Source organism: Thiohalocapsa sp. ML1 (genome assembly GCF_001469165.1).
Classification (GTDB): domain Bacteria; phylum Pseudomonadota; class Gammaproteobacteria; order Chromatiales; family Chromatiaceae; genus Thiohalocapsa.
Window position 1 is genome coordinate 127,669 of sequence record NZ_JABX01000008.1, and the last position, 19,407, is coordinate 147,075.

At 67.2% G+C, this 19,407-nt stretch carries 20 protein-coding genes; 8 read left to right on the forward strand and 12 right to left on the reverse strand.

Translation table 11 applies throughout. The features are described 5' to 3' along the window. The first annotated feature begins 117 nt into the window (after positions 1–117). From ML01_RS07175 to ML01_RS07200, 7 genes are all read left to right on the forward strand, one after another. A complete protein-coding gene (locus tag ML01_RS07175; RefSeq protein ID WP_058554715.1) occupies positions 118–477 on the forward strand; it encodes a TusE/DsrC/DsvC family sulfur relay protein in 360 nt (119 codons plus the stop codon). Between the two features lie 36 nt (positions 478–513). Continuing rightward, on the forward strand, positions 514–2,478 hold the full coding sequence (locus ML01_RS07180) for a hypothetical protein (protein WP_058554716.1): 1,965 nt from the start codon (positions 514–516) through the stop codon (positions 2,476–2,478). 248 nt (positions 2,479–2,726) lie between these two features. After that, positions 2,727–3,758, forward strand: coding sequence for a sodium:calcium antiporter (locus tag ML01_RS07185; protein WP_058554717.1), 1,032 nt, complete (start codon positions 2,727–2,729; stop codon positions 3,756–3,758). 23 nt (positions 3,759–3,781) lie between these two features. Continuing rightward, positions 3,782–4,234 carry a hypothetical protein gene (locus ML01_RS07190; protein ID WP_058554718.1) on the forward strand — a complete coding sequence of 151 codons (453 nt, stop codon included), beginning with the start codon at positions 3,782–3,784 and terminating at the stop codon, positions 4,232–4,234. Between the two features lie 323 nt (positions 4,235–4,557). After that, a complete protein-coding gene (locus tag ML01_RS28470; protein ID WP_156427591.1) occupies positions 4,558–4,701 on the forward strand; it encodes a hypothetical protein in 144 nt (47 codons plus the stop codon). 78 nt (positions 4,702–4,779) lie between these two features. Further along, complete coding sequence (locus ML01_RS28475) at positions 4,780–5,091, forward strand: AbrB/MazE/SpoVT family DNA-binding domain-containing protein (protein ID WP_156427592.1); 312 nt, start codon at positions 4,780–4,782, stop codon at positions 5,089–5,091. 73 nt (positions 5,092–5,164) lie between these two features. Further along, the gene (locus ML01_RS07200) at positions 5,165–5,479 is read left to right on the forward strand and encodes a nucleotidyltransferase family protein (protein ID WP_058554720.1); all 315 of its coding nucleotides are present in this window, start codon (positions 5,165–5,167) and stop codon (positions 5,477–5,479) included. 365 nt (positions 5,480–5,844) lie between these two features. On the opposite strand, the gene ccoS is transcribed toward ML01_RS07200, so the two are convergent. From ccoS to surE, 12 genes are all read right to left on the reverse strand, one after another. Continuing rightward, positions 5,845–6,027 (reverse strand): cbb3-type cytochrome oxidase assembly protein CcoS, encoded by a 183-nt coding sequence (gene ccoS, locus ML01_RS07205; protein ID WP_058554721.1) that lies wholly within the window; start codon positions 6,025–6,027, stop codon positions 5,845–5,847. Between the two features lie 55 nt (positions 6,028–6,082). Continuing rightward, entirely contained in the window at positions 6,083–8,638 is a 2,556-nt protein-coding gene (locus tag ML01_RS07210) for a heavy metal translocating P-type ATPase (RefSeq protein ID WP_082674035.1), read from the reverse strand. Between the two features lie 197 nt (positions 8,639–8,835). Next, the gene (locus ML01_RS07215; protein WP_254045164.1) at positions 8,836–9,378 is read right to left on the reverse strand and encodes a FixH family protein; all 543 of its coding nucleotides are present in this window, start codon (positions 9,376–9,378) and stop codon (positions 8,836–8,838) included. Between the two features lie 25 nt (positions 9,379–9,403). Then, positions 9,404–10,849, reverse strand: coding sequence for a cytochrome c oxidase accessory protein CcoG (gene ccoG, locus ML01_RS07220; protein ID WP_058554722.1), 1,446 nt, complete (start codon positions 10,847–10,849; stop codon positions 9,404–9,406). Positions 10,850–11,334: 485 nt separating this feature from the next. Next, positions 11,335–12,258 (reverse strand): cytochrome-c oxidase, cbb3-type subunit III, encoded by a 924-nt coding sequence (gene ccoP, locus ML01_RS07225; protein WP_058554723.1) that lies wholly within the window; start codon positions 12,256–12,258, stop codon positions 11,335–11,337. After that, positions 12,245–12,451: a hypothetical protein gene (locus ML01_RS07230; protein ID WP_058554724.1), complete on the reverse strand. Its 207-nt coding sequence runs from the start codon at positions 12,449–12,451 to the stop codon at positions 12,245–12,247. The genes ccoP and ML01_RS07230 overlap by 14 nt, the downstream gene beginning before the upstream one ends. A 1-nt stretch (position 12,452) precedes the next feature. Beyond that, positions 12,453–13,205: a cytochrome-c oxidase, cbb3-type subunit II gene (ccoO, locus tag ML01_RS07235; RefSeq protein ID WP_058554725.1), complete on the reverse strand. Its 753-nt coding sequence runs from the start codon at positions 13,203–13,205 to the stop codon at positions 12,453–12,455. 27 nt (positions 13,206–13,232) lie between these two features. Then, positions 13,233–14,684 carry a cytochrome-c oxidase, cbb3-type subunit I gene (ccoN, locus tag ML01_RS07240; protein WP_058554726.1) on the reverse strand — a complete coding sequence of 484 codons (1,452 nt, stop codon included), beginning with the start codon at positions 14,682–14,684 and terminating at the stop codon, positions 13,233–13,235. Positions 14,685–15,117: 433 nt separating this feature from the next. Beyond that, positions 15,118–16,128, reverse strand: coding sequence for an RNA polymerase sigma factor RpoS (gene rpoS, locus ML01_RS07245; RefSeq protein ID WP_082674037.1), 1,011 nt, complete (start codon positions 16,126–16,128; stop codon positions 15,118–15,120). Between the two features lie 69 nt (positions 16,129–16,197). Then, positions 16,198–16,998 (reverse strand): peptidoglycan DD-metalloendopeptidase family protein, encoded by an 801-nt coding sequence (locus ML01_RS07250; RefSeq protein WP_254045165.1) that lies wholly within the window; start codon positions 16,996–16,998, stop codon positions 16,198–16,200. A 49-nt stretch (positions 16,999–17,047) separates the two neighbouring features. Then, complete coding sequence (locus ML01_RS07255) at positions 17,048–17,704, reverse strand: protein-L-isoaspartate(D-aspartate) O-methyltransferase (RefSeq protein ID WP_058554728.1); 657 nt, start codon at positions 17,702–17,704, stop codon at positions 17,048–17,050. Between the two features lie 17 nt (positions 17,705–17,721). Next, the gene (surE, locus tag ML01_RS07260) at positions 17,722–18,471 is read right to left on the reverse strand and encodes a 5'/3'-nucleotidase SurE (protein ID WP_058554729.1); all 750 of its coding nucleotides are present in this window, start codon (positions 18,469–18,471) and stop codon (positions 17,722–17,724) included. Between the two features lie 386 nt (positions 18,472–18,857). On the opposite strand from surE, the gene ML01_RS07265 reads away from it, so the two are divergent. Continuing rightward, on the forward strand, positions 18,858–19,289 hold the full coding sequence (locus ML01_RS07265) for a Smr/MutS family protein (protein WP_371258192.1): 432 nt from the start codon (positions 18,858–18,860) through the stop codon (positions 19,287–19,289). Positions 19,290–19,407: the final 118 nt, after the last annotated feature.

Genomic DNA, 19,407 nt, shown 5'->3' on the forward strand with positions numbered 1-19,407 from the left:
GGCCGCCTCGGCCCTCGCCTCAAGCTTGACGCCCGCCGCCCCGTCCAGTACCACTGCGCATGCCACCCTGCCCCGGCCACACCGGGACCCCAAGAACGAGCGATGAGGAAGACAGCCATGACAGAGACGATGCAAGACATCATGAACCCCGGCGCGGTCCGGCATGATCCCGATTTCCCCGAGGCCCCCGCGGGCTGGACGCGGGCCGACGGCGAGGCCGTGGCCGCTGCGGAGGGCCTTGAGCCGACGCCGGACCACTGGCAGGTGGTCCGGGCGCTGCAACGGCTCTATGCGGGTGACAAGGCGCCGAACGTGCGCGCCGTGCACGATGCCCTCGATGAGGGCTTCCACCAGCAGGGCGGGCTCAAGTACCTGTACGGCATCCTGCCGGGCGGACCGGTGGCCCAAGGCTGCCGCCTCGCGGGCCTGGAGCCGCCGGCGGGCTCCGTGGATCCGTCCTTCGGCAGCGTCCAGTAAGTCCGCAAGGCCGGGGCGGAAGCCCCAGGGGGCGCCATGAACGGCGAACACGCAGACACCGAACGGCCGACCATCGCCCTCGGCGCCCCGGCTGCTCCAAACACCAGCGGCCAGTACCCGCAGCCGGCCAGCATGGACAGCATGGCCGACGCAGCGCCGACGCTGCTCGGCGGGCTGCGCCGGTTCTTCGGGCTCGACATCCCGCCCCGCGCCATTGAGCTGCGCTTCGACACGCCCCGCCCGAACCGCAAGGGCCGCCGGCCCCCGTTGACGCCGGAGCGCGCCCACGCGCTGCTCGGGCAGAACAGCGCCACGCCGGACGACTACCTCAAGGCCCTGCTCGGCATCGTCGGCGACCTCAACCGTTGGCCACTCGATGCCGAGCGCCGACTCGCATTGCTGGAATCCTTGTCCGGCTGCTTTTACGCGGCCGTGGCGCCCGCGCTCAAGGATCTGGTCGCCGAGGGTGGCGGCATTCCGGAGTCGCCCGGGCGCCGCGAGGTGTTGGAGCTCTACGAGCGTTGCGCGGCGTCGCTGGTGCAGGGCTACCGGGCGCTCTTCGCCGCCGATTACGCGCGCAGCAATTTCTTCTACAGCCGCGTGCGCGGTCGCGTGTATCGCTGTGCCTGCCGCATGCTGGAGCTGATCAAGCTGCGCCAGCGCCTGGCCGGCGTGCGCTACCTGCGCCTGGAAGCGGACGCCTGGCGCACGGCCAACACCGTCTTTGCGGCGCTGCGGGCCTGCGAGCCCGTAGACCGGGTGCTCGATACCTTGTCGTTGCGCAACCAGAGCCTGGATCGGCGCACCCAGGCGTCGCTGCGCCAGCACTATGTGTCGCTGTCCACCTACGGCATCCTCGACGCGACGGCATGGCCGGAGCGCGAGCAGATCGCCATCGACGTCTACGTCAACAGCGTGCCGCATGCCATACGGGTGCTCGATTACGATCCGCGCCTCGATCCGCGGCCCTGGTACCTGTACGCCAGTTGCTACGACGACGGCGCGCCCACGCGCCGGCCACCGGACGACACGCGTCACGGCGCCACGGTGCTGCTGGACCACCACGCCCTCGCGGCCCACATCCGCGCCGACGCGCTGGCGCTGGAGCAGGCCATCATCGCCCACGACCGCTTCCGCGTGCCGCCGCGGCTGGCGCGCATCGAGGCGGACCGCCGCACCGCCGTCGCCTATCTGCTGCAGCGCAACCTGCGCGTCGGCAACGACTGGACGGACGAGCCGGCCGCGGCCGAGCAGCACCGGGATCTGCGCGTCTACGCCGGTTTCCCGGAGGTGCGCACGCACCTGCTCGCCATCTACAGCCGCGACGACGACGGGCGCGTGAAGCGTTCCCGCGAGTTGGCCGACCTGTTCGCCCAGCGTTCCGCCGTCATCGGCGAAGACGATACGGCGCCGCAACAGAGCCTCTGGTTCGTGCTGCAAGACAGCCAGGACGCCATGCGCATCCGCACCCAAGAGACGCGCTTCACGAACCGCATGTTCGTCGGCAACCTGCTGGCCTACGGCTTCGGCGAGGACGAGGTCCGCACACCGCGCATCGGCAAGGTGAACCGGATCTTCCGCCCCACGTCCGGGGTCGTGATGCTCGACATCGACTACCTCGCGAGCTTCGCGACGCCGGTGCGGCTGTCCGGCTGTGCGGCCCCGCACCCGGCGGGCGACAGCGATCCGACCCTCGCGCCCATCAGCGAGGCGGACCTCATGGGTGAGCCGATGACGGCGCTCCTGATCCACCACCCGCAGCACGGCTGGGGCATCATTACGCCGCCGCAGGAGCAGCTCTGGAAGGACGCCTTCGTCTGCATCCGCACGGGCCGCCGGCTGACGCGGGCGCGGCTCGGCGAGGTGCGCGACGTGACGGGCGAATTCTGCCGGTTCCAGGTGGTATCCGCTGCGCTGCCGGCGGCGGCGCCGAGCTATCCGCGCCCGAGCGCGCCCGCGCCGGCAGAACGGCCGCCGCCCCTGCCGCTGCCAGCGGGCTGAGAGCGGATCGCCTCGGGGCGCAGGCCAGGTCCACAATCGGGATCGAAATCGAAATCGGTATCGAAATCGAAATCGAGATTCTGCCCCTCACCGCATTTGGCTCAAGCCGCGGCGAAGTACGAAACCCGTGTGTCGTGCGATGTCGCTCATCGTCGATCGCGATAACGATAGCGATAGCGATGCCCCCAACGTCGGCCTCCGGCGCGCCGATCGTCGCTTAGCCCCTGCGCCAGCGCTCCGGAGTGACCATGGAACCCACGGCAACCCTCGTCTGGACCCAGTACGGCGTCTGTTTGCTGGCCATCGGCATCGCCGGCGTCAAGCTCACGGACTATGGCGATTCCATCGCCGACAAGACCGGCATGGGCGGGTCCTGGGTCGGCCTGGTGCTGATCGCCAGCGTCACGTCGCTGCCGGAGCTGGCCGCCGGCATCACCGCATCCACGGTTGCGCTCCTGCCCGACATCGCCGCCGGCGACGTCTTCGGAAGCTGCGTGTACAACCTGGCGCTATTCGCGGTGCTGGACCTGTTCAGTCGCCGCCAGCCGGTGCTCTCGCGCGTGCAGCGCCAGCATGTCATCTCGGCGGGCTTCGGCATCATGCTCATCGCCATCGCATCACTCGGCCTGCTGGCAGCGCAGGCGGGGATGCCCGGCATCGCGGGTAACCTGTCCTGGACCACCCCCGTCATCGTCATCGTTTACGCCGCTTCCATCCGCACGCTGCACGGCTATCGGGAGGAAGAGGTCAAGGAATTTGCCGAACAGCAGCCGGACCGCTACGCGCACCTCTCGCTGCAGCAGGTCAGCAAGCGCTATGGCATCGCCGCGGCCGTGGTGGTCGCGGCGGGCATCGCGCTGCCCTACGTCTCGGCCGATCTCGCGCGCGTGATGGACTGGAACCAGTCCTTCACCGGCACCCTATTCACGGCGCTCAGCACCTCCGTGCCGGAGCTGGTGGTCACGCTGGCGGCGCTGCGCATCGGTGCCATCGACATGGCCGCGGGCAACGTGCTCGGCAGCAACATGTTCAACATCCTGGTGCTCGCCATCGACGATGTCGTCTACACCGGGGGCTCCTTCTATGCCGACATCTCCTCCGGCCACTTGATGTCCGCCGTCACGGCCATTGCAATGACCGGCCTGGTCATCTCCGCCATTTATCTCAGGCCGCGCAAGCGGTTGCTCGGCATCAGCAGTTGGGCGAGCCTCGGTCTGATCGGGTTCTTCCTCCTCAACACCTGGCTCAGCTTCCATCTGGGCAACGGCCCCGCGCACTGACGGGCGCAGTGCAGGGCCTTGCCATGCTGGAGCCGGTATATGCCCTGCACGCGAGCCAGACGCGGTTGCGACTCAGGGTCCCCGGGCGCCGCTGCGATGCGGCCTGGTTCGCAGCGGTCGAGCGGGTGTTGGCGACGCAGCCGGGCATCAGCGCCGTGCGGGTCAGCCCCGAAACGGCGACGCTCACGCTCCATCTCGCCGCCGGCAACGGCGCGGCCGGGCCGGCGGTGTCGACGCAGCTCGCGACCGCCGGCCTGCGCCTTGCGGACCGACCCGCGCTGCCCACGCCCGTGCAACGCCCTGCGCCCGCGGCGCGCCCGCTCCGCCTGCGCGGCGCGCGGCTGCGGCGGCGCGACCTGGCCCTCGGGCTCTTTCTGCTGCTGCTGATGCGCCAAATGCTGCGCAGCGGCTGGCTCGCGCCCGCGCTGGCGTTGGCGTGGTTGCTGGCCGAAACGCTGCCGGGGCGGCGGCGCTAGATTGCTTGTTAGATTGCCTGACGGCGCCGAATGTTTGCAGATGAGTCAAGCTTCACGACGACACGGCGGCTGAGGGTAAAAGGGCCGAGGGCCGAGGGCCAAGGGAGCCCTCCTCGGCCCTCGGCCCTTGGTCCTTGGTCCTTGGTCCTTAATCCCCGCGGTGTTGACTGGAGTGTTGTCTGGAGTGTTGACCTCTAGGTCTGGAGTGTCGTCTGGAGTGTTGACCTCTAGGTCAACACGGCGACAGTGCGGCACCTGCTGTCGCGACTGCGCAGCCGACCGGGAGGTCGGCTCTCCGGCACCCGCCCGGCACCGCTCGGCAAGTGGTTCGCTGCCCAGTCTTCGCCGTTCCCGCGCACAAGCCCAAGCGCACCGACGACGTCCTCGAATACCTGCTCAACCTGCCGTTGACCTTCGGGCAGGCGGTGCATGCCTTGCAGGCGGCGCTTTGCGAAGCAGCGCGTTGAGCTGGACGCCTTACGCAACTACTCTCTCCGTAAGGTGGCGAGGGTAGTCCACGTCAGCATCAACCAGGTTCCAGCACCATGTACGGTCGCATCACCGCCAAGCGCCAGGTAACCTTCCCGGCCAACGTCATCGAGGCCCTCGGCGTCGGCCCCCGCGATCAACTTGAGCTGGAACCGGGACCGGACGGCTATCTGCTGCGCCCGCGACGCATCCAGACGGAGCGTCTGGCGCCGCTCCGAAACAAGCTTCGCCGCGGACACGGCACCTTCGACCTGGAGCGCTTCCGCGAAGCGCCACATGATCCCTCGCTTCGGGATTTGCCCCTTCGTGTTCTTCGTGGTCCAAATCCCGGATCTAGGTTGACACGTCCGTCCTCGTTCGGCTCGTAACCGGGGAGCCCGCGGCTCTCGGCAACGACGGTTATGATCCACGCACGACCCGCCGCAACCCCAACAACGCACCATGCTCCCTGAGATCGCCAATCAGGCCGCGGACATCGCCGAGCTCTGCCGCCGCCACGGCGTCGCACGGCTGGAGGTGTTCGGCTCGGCCGCCCGAGACGCAGACTTCGACCCCGCCACCAGCGACGCCGACTTCCTCGTGACCTTCACGGCCGCCGCCGGCAACGATCTCGGCACCTATCTGGACCTGAAAGAGGCGCTGGAGACCCTGCTCGGCCGCCCCGTCGACATGCTGGAGCGCGACGCCATCGAGGCCAGCCGCAACAGCATCCGCCGGCGGGCGATCCTGAACAGTGCGCAACCGCTCTATGGCTGACGCCACGCAGCAACGCGACACGGCACTGCTGCTGGACATGCTGCTCGCGGCACAAGACGCCCGCGGCTTTATCGCCGACACGGCTACGCCGAGGTTCGCATCGGCCTGGTGTGGTCAGTCGTTCAGAACTAGCTGCCGAGGCTGATTGATGACCCGAAGCGGATCATTCCCAAGGACGCCCAACCCGCCGATGACGCCTGACGGCCTCCCGGGCCTCCTGGCCAGCGCGGGGGACGAGAGTGCACGGTGCCGCCTGCTCCGCGACACCATGACGCCGAGCCGGGTCCGATGGCTTTCGGGCCGCGGCGGGCAAAACTCGCAATCAGAGGCTGGACGTAATAGCGCTGGACGTAATGGCGCTCCGGTCAGTCGTCCGCATCCGGGAAGCGGCGCGCATCGCGGGCGTCCACGTCGTCGTCCATCAGGATGCGTTGACCGTCGCCGTCGAGGTCCTCGAACTGCCCGGAGCGGGCGGCCCAGAACAGCACGCCGACGGCCACCAGGCCCAGGATCAGCATGCCGGGGATGAGGCCATAGATGACTTCCATCGGTTCCTCCGTGCGGAAAATGAGTGGGGCGCGGCGCGCGGGCGGCCGTGCGGGCTCAGCGTGAAGGGCTGCTGCGCCCGGCCACGTCCGCGTCGACAAAGCGCCGGATACGCGCCGAGTTGCCGATGACGGCGAGCGAGCTCAACGGCATCGCGATGGCCGCGAGCAGCGGCGTGACGAGCGCGGCCATCGCCAAGGGCACCATGACCAGATTGTAGGCAATGGACAGCGCGATGTTCTGGCGGATGACCTGGAGCGTGCGCCGGGCGAGCCGCCCCGCATCGCGCACGCGCGCCAGCTCGCTGGTCATCAGCACGATGTCGGCACTCGCGATGGACACGTCCGTGCCGCTGCCGACGGCGATGCCGACGTCCGCGCGCACCAGCGCCGGCGCGTCGTTGATGCCGTCGCCGACCATCGCGACCCGCTGCCCGGCGGCCTGCAGCCGGCCGATGGCGGCGTCCTTGTCCTGCGGCAGCACCTCGGCGATGACCTGGTCGGCACCAACCTCGGCGGCAATGGCCTCGGCGACCCGGCGCCGATCTCCGGTCAGCAACGTCACCTGGACGCCGTCCGCGCGCAGCGCGCGAATCGTCTCTGCGGCATCGGCGCGGGGCCGGTCCCGAAGCGTCAGGCGCAGCACCTCGACGCCGTCGATGGCGCAGTGCACGGGGGCGCCGATGGCCTGCCCGTGCTCGGCATCGCCGGCGTCCGAGCTCACCGGAGCGACGCCGTTGCGGGCGAGCCACGCGGCCGTGCCGATGAAGACCGGCCGCCCGCCGACCAGCCCCCTGACGCCGAAGCCGGGCTCAGCCTCGAAACGCTCCACCGGAAGCCCCTTGTAGGCGACCCCCGCGCTGTCGGCCAGATGCACGAGGGCGCGCGCCGCCGGATGCTCGGACAGGCGCTCCAGCGCGGCGATGGGCGCGAGCAGGTCCCGCCGTGCCTGCCCCCAGGCGGCCGGCTCGTCCAGGGGCCAGGGTCCGTCCGCGTCCGCGGCGGCGGTGACACGCGGGCGGCCCTCGGTGAGGGTGCCGGTCTTATCGAAGACGAAGTGGTCGATGCCGGACAGCGTCTCCAGCACCGCACCGTTCTTGACCAGGATGCCGTGGCGCGCGCCGGCACCCGAGGCCACGGCGATGGCCATGGGCGTCGCCAGGCCGAAGGCGCAGGGGCAGGTGATGATGAGCACGGACGTCGCGGCCATCAGGGCCTTCTCGGCGTCCTGCTGCACCCACAGCGCGAAGGTCACGGCAGCGAGCCCCAGCGTGACGGCAACGAACCAGGGCACGATGCGATCGGCGGTGCATTGGATCGGCGCCTTGCTCGCCTGCGCCGCCTCCACCAGCTCGACGATACGTCCGAGCGCGCTGTCTCGGAGCACCGCGGAGACCTCCACCTCCAGCACGCCGGTGCCGTTCAGCGTGCCGGCGGAGACGCGCTCGCCCGCCGCCCGGGCAACGGGCATGGACTCCCCGGTGAGCATGGACTCATCGACGCTGCTCTCGCCACGGACCACGACGCCGTCGGCGGGGATGGTCTCGCCCGGGCGCACTAGCATGCGATCACCCATCCGCACCGCGCGGATGGGCACGATGGACTCCTCGCCGTCCTTGAGCAGCGTCGCCACCCGCGGTTGCAGGTCGAGCAAGCGCTGCGTGGCGGAGACGGCGTGGCGCTTCGACATCGCCTCCAGGTAGCGGCCGACGAGGATCACGAACAGGAAGTTCACCACCGTGTCCCAGTAAACGTGGCCAACGCCCGTGACGGTGACGTGCAGCGAATACAGGTAGGTGATGGATGCGCCGATGGCGATGGGCAGGTCCATGCCGAGCCGCAGTTGCCGCAGCCCGCGCCAGGCGCCGATGTAAAAGGGCCAGCCGGAATAGAGCAGCGTTGGCGTCGCGAGCAGGAAGCCGATCCAGTGAAACAGGCCGCGGAACTCGCCCTCGTCCGCGCCGGCATAGAGCGCGATGGAGATCCACATCAGGTTCATCGCGCCGAAGGCCGCAAAGGCCATCCGGTACAGTAGCCGACGATTCTCGCGCTGGATGCTGCCCTCGGCCGCCTGCGGGTCGAACGGCACCGCGGCGTAGCCAAGCGCGCCCAGGCGCGCGAGCAGGTCGGACAGCTTCGCGCGTGAGCTGTCCCACTTGAGCCGGAGCCGCCGGCCGGTGAGGTTGACGCGCGCCTCGACGACGCCCTCCGTGCCGGCGAGTCCCTGCTCGATGAGCCACACGCACGCGGCGCAGTGGATGCCCTCCACGAGCAAGCTCACCTCGCGCACATCGCCCTCGCCGTGCACGACGAGCCCCTGCTGGACCTCGTCGAGATCGTACAGCTTGAGCTCTTTCGGTGGCTCCGGCGGTGGGCCGGTGACGAGCCCGGCGGGGGTGCGCCGATAGAAGCCTTGCAGGCCGGCCGCGTAGATCGCCTGGCAGACGGACCGGCAGCCGTGGCAACAGAAACGGCGCTCCGTGCCGTCGATCTCGGCGCTGATCCCGGCATCGGCGGGCAGTCCGCAGTGGTGGCAGGGTTCGGCCGGCGCGCGGGTTTGTGCTGGAGCTGTCGCAGGTGGTGCAAGCCCTGCGCCTTCGTGGACGGCGGTCACTGGTACGGCTGGATCTCGGCTGCGGGCGCGGAGGTTGGGGCGGTGCGCGGCTAATTCTTGGTCTGTTATCGAAATCCGGATATGGCGCTGATGCACCGAAGCGAATGGGGGAAGGGCCGAGGGCCAAGGGAGGCCTCCCTTAGCCCTTGGCCCTTGGCCCTCAGCCCAGCCCTCGGCCCTCGGCACCCGCCTCCTCGCTAAGGCAACAAGACGCTGACGCGCTGCCCCAGGCTGTGCTCCTTGCCGGCGTGCTCGATGGACACCAGCGTGTCCCAGATGCCGCCGAGCGGGAAGCGTACCTCTGCCTCGTAGATACCCGGAGCCTCCTGGCTCATGGCTACGGAAAAGTCGCGCGTCGCGTCCGATGGACGGTAAGCGTAATAGGTCACACGCTCGGGCTGGACCGGTTGGCCGGCCTTGTCCACGACTGCGAAGCGCACCTTGGTCGTCTCCTCGGCGCGGGTGTCCGCGGGCAGGTCGATGCTCATGGTCCACTGCGGCCCTTCGGCAAGCCGGGTCACGATCGTACGCTCAACGTCCCGGCCGCGCTCGTAATAGTCGTCTCGGATCAGGCCGGGATTGGTCGCAATGGCGAGCACGACCATCGTGACGTTGACCGCGAGCACGACACCGATGAGCCCGACCCAGGCGCGGACCCAGGGGCTCTTCCAGGCATTGTTGCGGTCGGACGGCACCGCCACATCCGCGCCGGCCTCGGGGCGCGCCGCGGCGGTTGACATGGATTGGTTCATACGCAGCTCAGGGTCATTGGCGTGGGCCGAAGAAAGCGCTCTCGCGCGGTGCCTCGATCTCAGTACCGTTCGGTAGCGTGGCCGAAGCGACAAAGGTCAGCGGTACGCTGTCACCGACGAGATCCTTGCGATGGATCTTCACGAAGACGATACCCGGCGTCACATCCCCGTGCTTGGCCTGAATGGGCTTGTCCGCGCCGACCACGGTGATGGGCACGTCCGCTCGGACGGAAATCCGCACCTTCAGGTCGTCGTTGGCCTTATTCAACAGCTTAACCGTGTACTTGTTCTGGATTGATCCGTCGCTTAATTGCACGAACAGCGGCGCGCGTTCATGCAGCACCTTGAGATCGATGGGGGCCAAGGACGACAGGCCATAGAAGATGCCGGCTAACGCGATGACCAAAATCGCGCTGTAGACCCAGACGCGCGGCCGCGCGAGCATCGCCGGTGCGTGCCGGCCTTCCATCTCGTCGAGGGACGCGTAACGGATGAGCCCGCGCGGACGCCCAACCTTGTCCATCACCGCGTCGCAGGCATCAATGCACAATCCGCACATGATGCAGCCCTCCTGCTGCCCCTTGCGGATGTCGACGCCGGTCGGGCAGACGGCCACACACTGGTTGCAATCGACACAGTCACCGGTGACGCGATTGTCTTCGGTCTCGTCCTTCTTCATGCGGCCACGCGGCTCGCCGCGGCCCTCATCATAGGTCGGCACCACGGTGGTGCGGTCCAGCATGACGCCCTGGATGCGGGCATAGGGACAGAGCCAAAAACAGGTTTGCTCCCGAAGCCATCCGGCGAGCACGTAGGTGCCGACCGTGAACAGCGCAACGGAGGCGTAGACCGCGGCATTGGCGTTGCCGACGAAGAAATCCTGCCAAAGCTTGCCCGCGCCATAAAACCAGGCGACAAAGCTAAAGCCGGTGGCAAAGCCGATGGCGATCCAGGACAGGTGCTTGATGGCCTTGGTGCGCAGCTTGGCAGCGCTGAGAGGCGCCGCATCCAGCCTGCGGCGCTGCGCGGGGTGGCCTTCGAGTTTCTCTTCAATCAGCGTGAAAATGTCGGTCCACACTGTCTGGAAACAGAAGTAGCCGCAATACACCCGCCCGGCCAAGGCCGTGGCGACCGCCAGCAGAATGGCAAAGAACAGGAGCAGCAGAGATAGCATCCAGAAATCCTGCGGCAGCACGGTCACGCCGAACAGGTGATACTGGCGATTCGGGATGTCGAACAAGACCGCCTGGCCTCCGTCCCAGCGCAGATAAGGCCCCAGGAAAAAAATGACCCAGACGGAGGCGGCAATCCACTTGATCCGCCGCCAGCGACCGGGAATCCGCTTTGCGTGGATAGTTTCGTTGCCCGTGTTGACATGCCATTGCTCGGCTTCCGCATAGATTTCATCCATGCTGCCCGCTTGCCCGCCGCGCTCTGCGGCGGAAACTGTCTCAGACATCGGATATACACCTTAGAAAGAATAGCGCCAGAAAGAATAGCGCCCGTAGGGATAGCGCCCCCCGCACGACCGAACATTGGTCCAGCACGGGCACGCCGCCCCAAGCCGGGCAGGTTCCGCCGGCAACGCGCCGAACAACCGAAAAAAAAAGGGGATCACCAGATCCCCTCCGCCGCCTCTCCTCCACCTATCTATAGACTACGGCTTCTCGCCCCCACTTTGGTTCCGCTGCGCGTCTTCGTTCATCAACTTCACAACCTTGAAGCCCAAATACACGAAAATCACGACAGCGATCACAACGCTGACGATCGAACCCCAAAAGACCGCGTCTAAGTGCATGTTCCCCTCCTCGCCACCTTTGGTACGGGGCCTTCGGCCACAGCGAACGGCCGCTGGCCCCTGTTATTTCATCCGCTCGGCCGCAATGAGCGCCGCGCCGCGCAGTCACGTCGCGCGACGCCGCTGGCACAGCGCCGCGAGCGTAGCTATTGACCGCCGCCCAACTGGTGCACATACACCGTCAACATCTTGATCTGTTGCGGTGAGAGCTTGCCCTCCAATTGGCCCACCTGCGCGAAGGCGGGCATCACCGCATCGCGTGTCCCCTCGACGTCGGGCTGATTCACGCCGTACAGGATGGTGTGCTTCGCGCTCTCGTAGCCGCCGGGCTGAAAGCGCCAAATTCCGTCGGTCAGGTTCGCGGCGCCTACCGTGAGGATCTCCCCCCCCGGCAGCTCAGCAAGCACACCGTCGCCCTTCGCACCGTGGCAGGCCACACAACCTTTGTCGTTATAGAGCTGCCAAGCCTCCGCGCTGCCTTGGCCGCCCTCGGACATTTCCACGACAAAGTTTGCCAGTGCGTCCACCTCCGGCTCGGTCAGGATGGTGGCATGCGCGTTCATTAGGCCCTTTCGACCGTTGGTGATCGATTCTGTGATCCTGGACAGGCTTCCGCCGTACAGCCAGTCGTCATCGGCGAGAACCGGATAGCCCGGGTTGCCCTGCCCGCCACTGCCGTGGCACGCGGCGCAGTAATCACCAAACAGTACCTTGGAGGAGGCTAGCGTGTACTGAAGCAGGCCCGGATCGGCGAGGACCTCCTCGGCGGTCATACTCGCAATCTGCTCATCGTACTTCGCACGCACCAGTTGCACCTGCTCGACGCCTTGCTTGTACTCCTTGATGGACGTCCAACCCAGAATACCGCGCGTGAAGTCGTTCTCCCCGTCCGACTTCCCGGGCAGCGCCGGCCACGTCGGATAGAGGATTGAATACAGCACCCACCATGCAACCGACGCCCAGAACGCAATCATCCACCAGCGTGGAGGCGGGTTTTTCAGTTCCCGCAGGTTATCGTCCCAGAAGTGCCCGGTGTTGTTCTCGCCGGGGAAGGGATTATTTTCCGCCATCGTTGTCTCCGATGTCTTCGATATCTTCTTCGAAGGGGATGTGCTTCCTGGCCTCGAGGCTGTCGCGATGCTTCGGCCGAAAGACCTGGACGTAGGCGATGACCATGAGCACGAAGATGACGACGGTCAGGGTCAGGCCGACCCAATCCGTCGCCGTCATCGCGGCCCAATCGGTCTTGAAGTAGTCCGACATGTTATTGGCGGTAATCCACGCCTGGCTCCAGTTTCGCCATGATGCCAAGCACTTGGAGGTATGCAATCATGGCGTCCATTTCGGTCTTCCCCTCGACGAGGGCCGGGGCGTTGGCGATGTCGTCGTCATGGTAGGGAACGCCGATGGCGCGCAGCCCCTTCATGTGGCGCTGCATGCGCTTCCCCTTCACGGGGCGGTTCTCTAGCCACGGATAGCTCGGCATGATCGACTCCGGCACCACCGAGCGCGGATCGACAAGGTGCTGCCGATGCCATTCATCGGAGTACTTGCCACCGAGCCGAGCCATGTCCGGGCCGGTCCGCTTCGAGCCCCATTGGAACGGATGGTCGAACATGGACTCCGACGCCAATGAGTAATGGCCATAACGCTCACGCTCGTCGCGGAAGGGACGCACCATCTGCGAATGGCACAAATAGCAGCCTTCGCGTTGGTAGATATCACGCCCGGCGAGCTCCAGCGCGGTATACGGGCGCACGCCGTCGCCGGGCTGCCAGTTCCACTCCTGCTTGCCGTCGGCGCTGACCGTGACGATGGGCTCCGCCCCCGGTTTGTCGCGGTTCCACACGATTTCCGGGAAGCGATTCGCCTCTTCGGTGCTCTTCAGATAGAACAGCGGCACGATTTCCACGATGCCGCCCACGGAGAGCGCGAGCGCCAGCACGATGAGGAGGCCCCAAATGTTGCGCTCCATGAACTCCTGGGGGTTCTTGACCGGCGTCTTCTTGTCGGACATGGGAATACTCCTGTTCGGTGTCGTTGATCAGGCGGCCGCCGGGGTCAAGGTGCCCCTGGCCTCACGCAAGCTGCCCTGCAAGGACGCCTTGCCAACCGTCATCAGCACGTTGAACAGCATGATGATCGCGCCGAGCAGGAAGATGCCGCCGCCCACTGCGCGCATGGCGTAGTAGGGGTGCATCGCTGCCACGGATTCGACGAACGTGTAGGCAAGCGTGCCGTACTCATCGTAGGCGCGCCACATCAGGCCCTGCATGATGCCGGACACCCACATGGCGACAACGTAGATCACCGTACCGATGGTCGCCGTCCAGAAGTGGACGTTGACCAGACTCTCGGACCACATCTCGGTGTGCCACAGGCGTGTCATCAGGTGATAGATGGCGCCGATGGAGATACCCGCGACCCAGCCCAGCGCACCCGAGTGCACATGGCCGATGGTCCAGTCGGTGTAGTGGGAAAGGGCATTGACGGTCTTCAGTGACATAACCGGCCCTTCGAAGGTGGACATGGCGTAGAACGCCAGCGCAATAATCAGGAAACGCAGAACATAGTCGGTTCGAAGCTTGTCCCAGGCGCCGGAGAGCGTCATCATGCCGTTTACAGCGCCACCCCAGGAGGGGATGATCATCGCGAGTGACACGGCCGCGCCGAGCGAGCCCGTCCAGTCCGGTAGAGCCGTGTATTGAAGATGATGCGCGCCAAGCCAAACGTAGCCGAACATCAGCGCCCAGAAATGGATCACGGACAGCCGATAGGAATAGACCGGGCGATTCGCCTGCTTCGGCACGAAGTAGTACATGATGCCAAGGAAGCCCGCGGTCAGGTAGAAGCCAACCGCGTTATGGCCCCACCACCATTGGATCATCGCGTCCTGCACGCCGGAGAACAGGCTGTAGGACTTGAACAGTCCCACCGGAATGGAAAGGCTGTTGACGACATGCAGATAGACGATCATCACCATCATGCCGAGGAAGAACCAGTTCGACACATAGATGTGCGAGGTCTTCCGGATGGCGATGGTCATGATGAAGTTGATCGTAAATGCGAGCCACACCACCGCGATCAGGATGTCGATGGGCCATTCCAGCTCGGCGTATTCCTTGGCCTGGGTCAGCCCGAGCGGCAGGGTGATGACGGCGAGCACGATGATGGCGTTCCAGCCCCAGAACGTGAACCAGGCGAGCTTCTCGCTCCACAGGCGCACGCCGCAGGTGCGCTGGACGGTGTAGAAGGCGGTGGCCATGAGGGTGCAGCCGCCGAACGCGAAGATGACTGCGTTGGTATGGACCGGTCGCAGCCGGCCGAAGGACAGGTAGGGACTGTCGAAGTTCAGGAACGGCCAAGCGAGCTCGGACGCGATGTAAACGCCGACGGCTGCGCCGACGACGAGGTACACGACGGCCATGATCGTGAACCAGCGGACGACATCGAAACTGTATTTTTGTTCGGCTAGCCTGTCGGCAGTGGCTTCCATAGGAACCTCTAAGCGAACTGTGGGAAGAGGGGAGGCGTCTTCGGGTCTTCTGCCCTGGAAATCGTGCGCGATATCCACAGCGCAGGATGGCCGCAATGACAATTCATCAGACCATGAAAGTCAAGTAACGGCGTCCTTCGACGCCGCCCCGCTGCTCCGCGCATCATTGAATTTTTTTATGTGAGAACAGGGACCTAGACCGAAGCCCCTGACGCGCTAACACCCTATTTCCGCAGGCTCTTCGCCGACGGCGGGGTGCGGCGCTCGCCCACCGAGGCGGCAAGCGGGCGCCGCGGGGGCGCAGCGCGGCGCCGCGGGGCGCCGCGCGGCGCCCCAAGTATCCGACAGCCGGCCGTTCAGGAGGCCGTCGCCGGCAGCGACGGCGGCGGACGCAGCCCGGCGGCCGTGCCGCTCGGCCCGGCCCGAGGCGGTGTCACTTGAAGAAGGACTCCACGGAAAAGCCCTCTTTCTCCAGGATGTCGCGCAGCCGCCGCAGGGCATCCATCTGGATCTGGCGTACACGCTCTCGCGTCACGCCGAGCTCGGCGGCGACGCGCTCCAGGGTCGAGTGCTCGTAGCCGTGCAGGCCGAAGCGGCGCTCCACCACCTCGCGCTGCTTGTCGTTCAGCTTGTCGAGCCAGTGGTCCAGGTTGGTGTGGATGTCCTCGTCCTGGATATCGTCGCTCGGGTCATGCGCGCCGTCATCGGGCAGCATGTCCACCAGCGGCTTGTCCGCATCCTTGCCGTAGGGCGTGTCCACCGATGCGATGCGCTCGTTCAAGCCGAGCATGCGCTTGACCTCGCCGATGGGCTTATCGAGCAGCTCCGCCACCTCTTCGGTACTTGGCTCGTGGTCGAGCTGCTGGGCCAGCATCCGCGTCGCCCGCAGATAGACGTTGATCTCCTTGACGACATGGATCGGCAGCCGCACCGTCCGCGTCTGGTTCATGATGGCCCGTTCCATGGTCTGGCGAATCCACCAGGTGGCATAGGTCGAGAAGCGAAAGCCGCGCTCCGGGTCGAACTTCTCGACGGCGCGGATAAGGCCCAGGTTGCCCTCCTCGACGAGATCAAGCAGCGGCAGCCCGCGGTTCAGATAGCGTCGGGCGATCTTCACGACCAAGCGTAGATTGCTCACGATCATGCGCGAGCGCGCGACCTCGTCGCCCTGCTGGGCGAGCCGCGCGTAGTGCACCTCCTCCTCGGCGGTGAGCAGCTTGGACCCACCGATCTCGTTCAGGTAGATGCGCGTGGCATCGAAGTCGCCATCGCCGGCGGAGTAGCGATGCTCGGCTTCCGGCTCCTCGTCGTCGCCGTCCACGCCGGCGCTCAGCGGCGCCTCGGCTTCGTCCATGATCTCTTGGTCGTCATCGCCGAGCAGCATGTCGTCCTCGTCGGCGAGACTTTCCGTGTCCGGCTCGTCTTCGCGCTCTTGCGTGGACATGGGACACCCCTCCGAGGCTGTCGCGCCCATGCGCCGTGAGGCGGCGGGCGCCCATCTTGTGAGCCCGATTCAGCGCGACGAGGGCAGGAAACGGAGTGGATCGACGGCGACGCCGTTCTGGCGGATCTCAAAGTGCAGCAGCCCCTCGCCGTTGGCCGACCGACCGGCGACGGCGACGCGCTCACCGCGCTTCACTCGATCGCCCTCGCGCGCGATCAACTCGCGATTGAAGCCGTATGCGCTCAGGTAGCGGGCATTGTGCTTGACGATGATAAGGTTGCCGTAACCCTTGAGTCCACTGCCGCTGTAGACCACGGTTCCGTCCGCCGCGGCATTGACCGCAGCGCCTTCCTGCACCGCGATGCGCACGCCCTGGCGGGTCCGGTCGCCGTCGCGAAAGCCTTGTTTGACCGGCCCTTGCGCCGGCCAGACCCAGCGAATGCCGGAGCTTGCGGCATCGGCCCCGGTCACCGCGGCAGGGGTCCGCGCCGAGGTCCGCACGGCGCGCGGCGGGCTCTGGGAGGCGGTGCGTCGGCTGCTCACGGCGCCGGACGGTTGTGACTTGCCGTCGGGCGGCTTCACGCGCAGCAGATCGCCGACGTAGATCGCGTAGGGCGGGCGCAGATTGTTCCAGCCCGCGAGCGTCGCCATCCGCACGCGCCGGCGCTCGGCGATCTCGCTCAGTGTGTCGCCGCGGCGAATGCGGTAGTAGCCCGGCGGCGCCGGCCCGTAGCCGTCGCGGCTGTCCACGGGCGCAAGCCCGCCGGCCCCGCAGCCCGCGAGCGTGACCGCGATCAGCAGCACGGCAAGGCGATGGATCAGCCCCGCTGCCGACGGCTGCAGCCAAGGCGATGCCGCGCGCGCACTCACGCCAACCGCCCCCGCGCCGCGCGGCGGCGGATCGGTGCGGTGCCCCTCATCAGGCCACCCCGCCCAGCATCGGTACAAAGGTCACAGACTCCAGCACCTCGTGCCGGAAGCCGAGCGTGCGGCGCGTCAACCGCACCAGCACCTGGCCGTGGGCGCCGTTCAGCGGCAGCACCATGCGCCCGCCCGGCGCGAGCTGCGCCGCCAGCCGGCGCGGCACGCCGTCCGCCGCCGCCGTGATCAGAATGCCGTCGAAGGGTGCGTACTCCTGCCAGCCGAGGGCGCCGTCGCCATAGCGGAGCCGAACGTTGCGGTAACGCAGCGCCTTGAGCCGCGCATCAGCGCGCTGCCACAGCGAGGCCACGCGCTCGATGCTGTAGACCCGTCGCACCAAGGACGCCAGCACGGCGGTCTGATAGCCGGAGCCGGTACCGATCTCGAGCACCGTCGAGCAGCAGCCCGGCGCCAATAGCGCCTCGGTCATGCGCGCGACCATGTAGGGCTGCGAGATCGTCTGACCCTGGCCGATGGGCAGCGCGGAGTCCTCATACGCGTGCGTGGCCAGCGCCTCATCAACGAACAGATGGCGGGGCACCTGCATCACGGCAGCGATGACGCGCTCATCTTGGATGCCGGTGGCGGCGAGGCGCTCCGCCAAGCGTTGGCGCGCGCGCGCGTGGCTCAGGCCGCGGCCACCGACGGGCACCATGCTCGCAGCGCCGACGATCAAGGCAGCCTGTCCAGCCAGTGCCCCAGCGACGGGAGCGCCGCGTGCCGGGTCAGGTCGATCTGAATCGGCGTCACCGACACGAAGCCCGTGCGCAGCGCATGAAAATCGGTGCCCTCGCCCGCGTCCTGCTCCGGCCCGGCGGGGCCGATCCAGTACATCGGCCGCCCGCGCGGATCCTCGATGCGCGACACCGATTCGGCCTTGTGCCGATGGCCGAGCCGCGTCGCCACGACGCCGCGCAGCTCGGCCAGCGGCACGTCCGGCACGTTGACGTTGAGAATGGTGCTCGGGCTCATCTGCGCCCCGCGCAAGCCGGCGACCAGCCTGGCCGCGACGGCAGCGGCGGTCTCGAGGTGCTGCGGGCGATGTGTCGCCATGGACACGGCAATGGCGGGTAGGCCGAGGAAGCGGCCCTCGGTGGCGGCGGCGACGGTGCCCGAGTAGAGCACATCGTCACCGAGGTTCGGGCCATGATTGATGCCCGCGACCACGAGGTCCGGTTCCTCGTCCAAGAGCCCGGTCAGGGCCAGATGCACGCAATCTGTCGGCGTTCCGTTGACACGGATGATGCCGTTGTCGAGCCGCTCGGCACGGATCGGCACGTCGAGCGTCAAGGAATTGCTGGCACCGCTGCGGTCGCGGTCCGGGGCGACCACGGTGACCCGGCCGAGTCGCGCCAGCGCATCGGCGAGCACGTGCAGCCCGGGGGAGAGATAACCGTCGTCGTTACTGATCAGAATGTTCATGCCTGTGCGTCCTGCCGACGCCGATGGACCACCGTCTGCCGCCGCCCGCCCGGGGTACGAGAATATCCGGGACCTTACAACGATGCAGACCGGACCTGCACTCGGTTCCGATGCCGGCAGCGAGGCCCAACATCGTCCGCAGTGTCCGCCGGCAGCGTTGCGGGCATCATACCGGGAATGCACCACCGGACGCCCCGCCGGACGCCCCGCCGAACGGCGAGCCCGCGCCCGAAGTCATGCACCCGAGGCGTATCATAAGTCAGATGAACAAACAGCTCCACGAAACTGATTGGGAACTCTTTCGTGCCGAAGTCGGCGACGCCCAACCGCTCCATGCGGAGCACGCGGAGCCCTACCGGCAGCGCCCGCCCCCGCTACCCCGCCCAGTGCCCGACGAAGCTGAGGCGGACACGCCGGCGCTGCTCGCGGAGAGCGAGGTCGAGACGCACGACTACCTCCTGTTCGCCCGCCCCGGCGTGCAGAAGCGCCTTGTCGCAGAGCTGCAGCGCGGGCGCATCGAGCCGGAGCTGGAGGTGGACCTGCACGGCCTGCGCGCCGAGCGCGCCCGCGCCGTGCTGCGGGAGTTCTTCGCCGACTGCCGCCATCGGCGCGTGCGCTGCGCACGCATCATCCATGGCAAGGGGCGCGGCGCCGATAACCGCCCGCCGGTGCTCAAGTGCAAGGTCAACTACTGGCTGCGGCTGCGCGAGGACGTGCTCGCGTTCTGCTCCGCGACGCGACGCGACGGCGGCACCGGCGCGGTTTACGTCTTGTTGCGGAACCCGAACAAGGGCGGGGAGCGCCGCAACGGCCGCTGAAGAGGACCGTCGGCGAGGTCACCCGGGCAGCAGCCGCGCCAGCGCGGCCGACAGTATCCGACGCCATGGCTCCGCGCACAGCCGCCGCTCTCGTGCCGAGCCGCGCCGACGCTGAGCA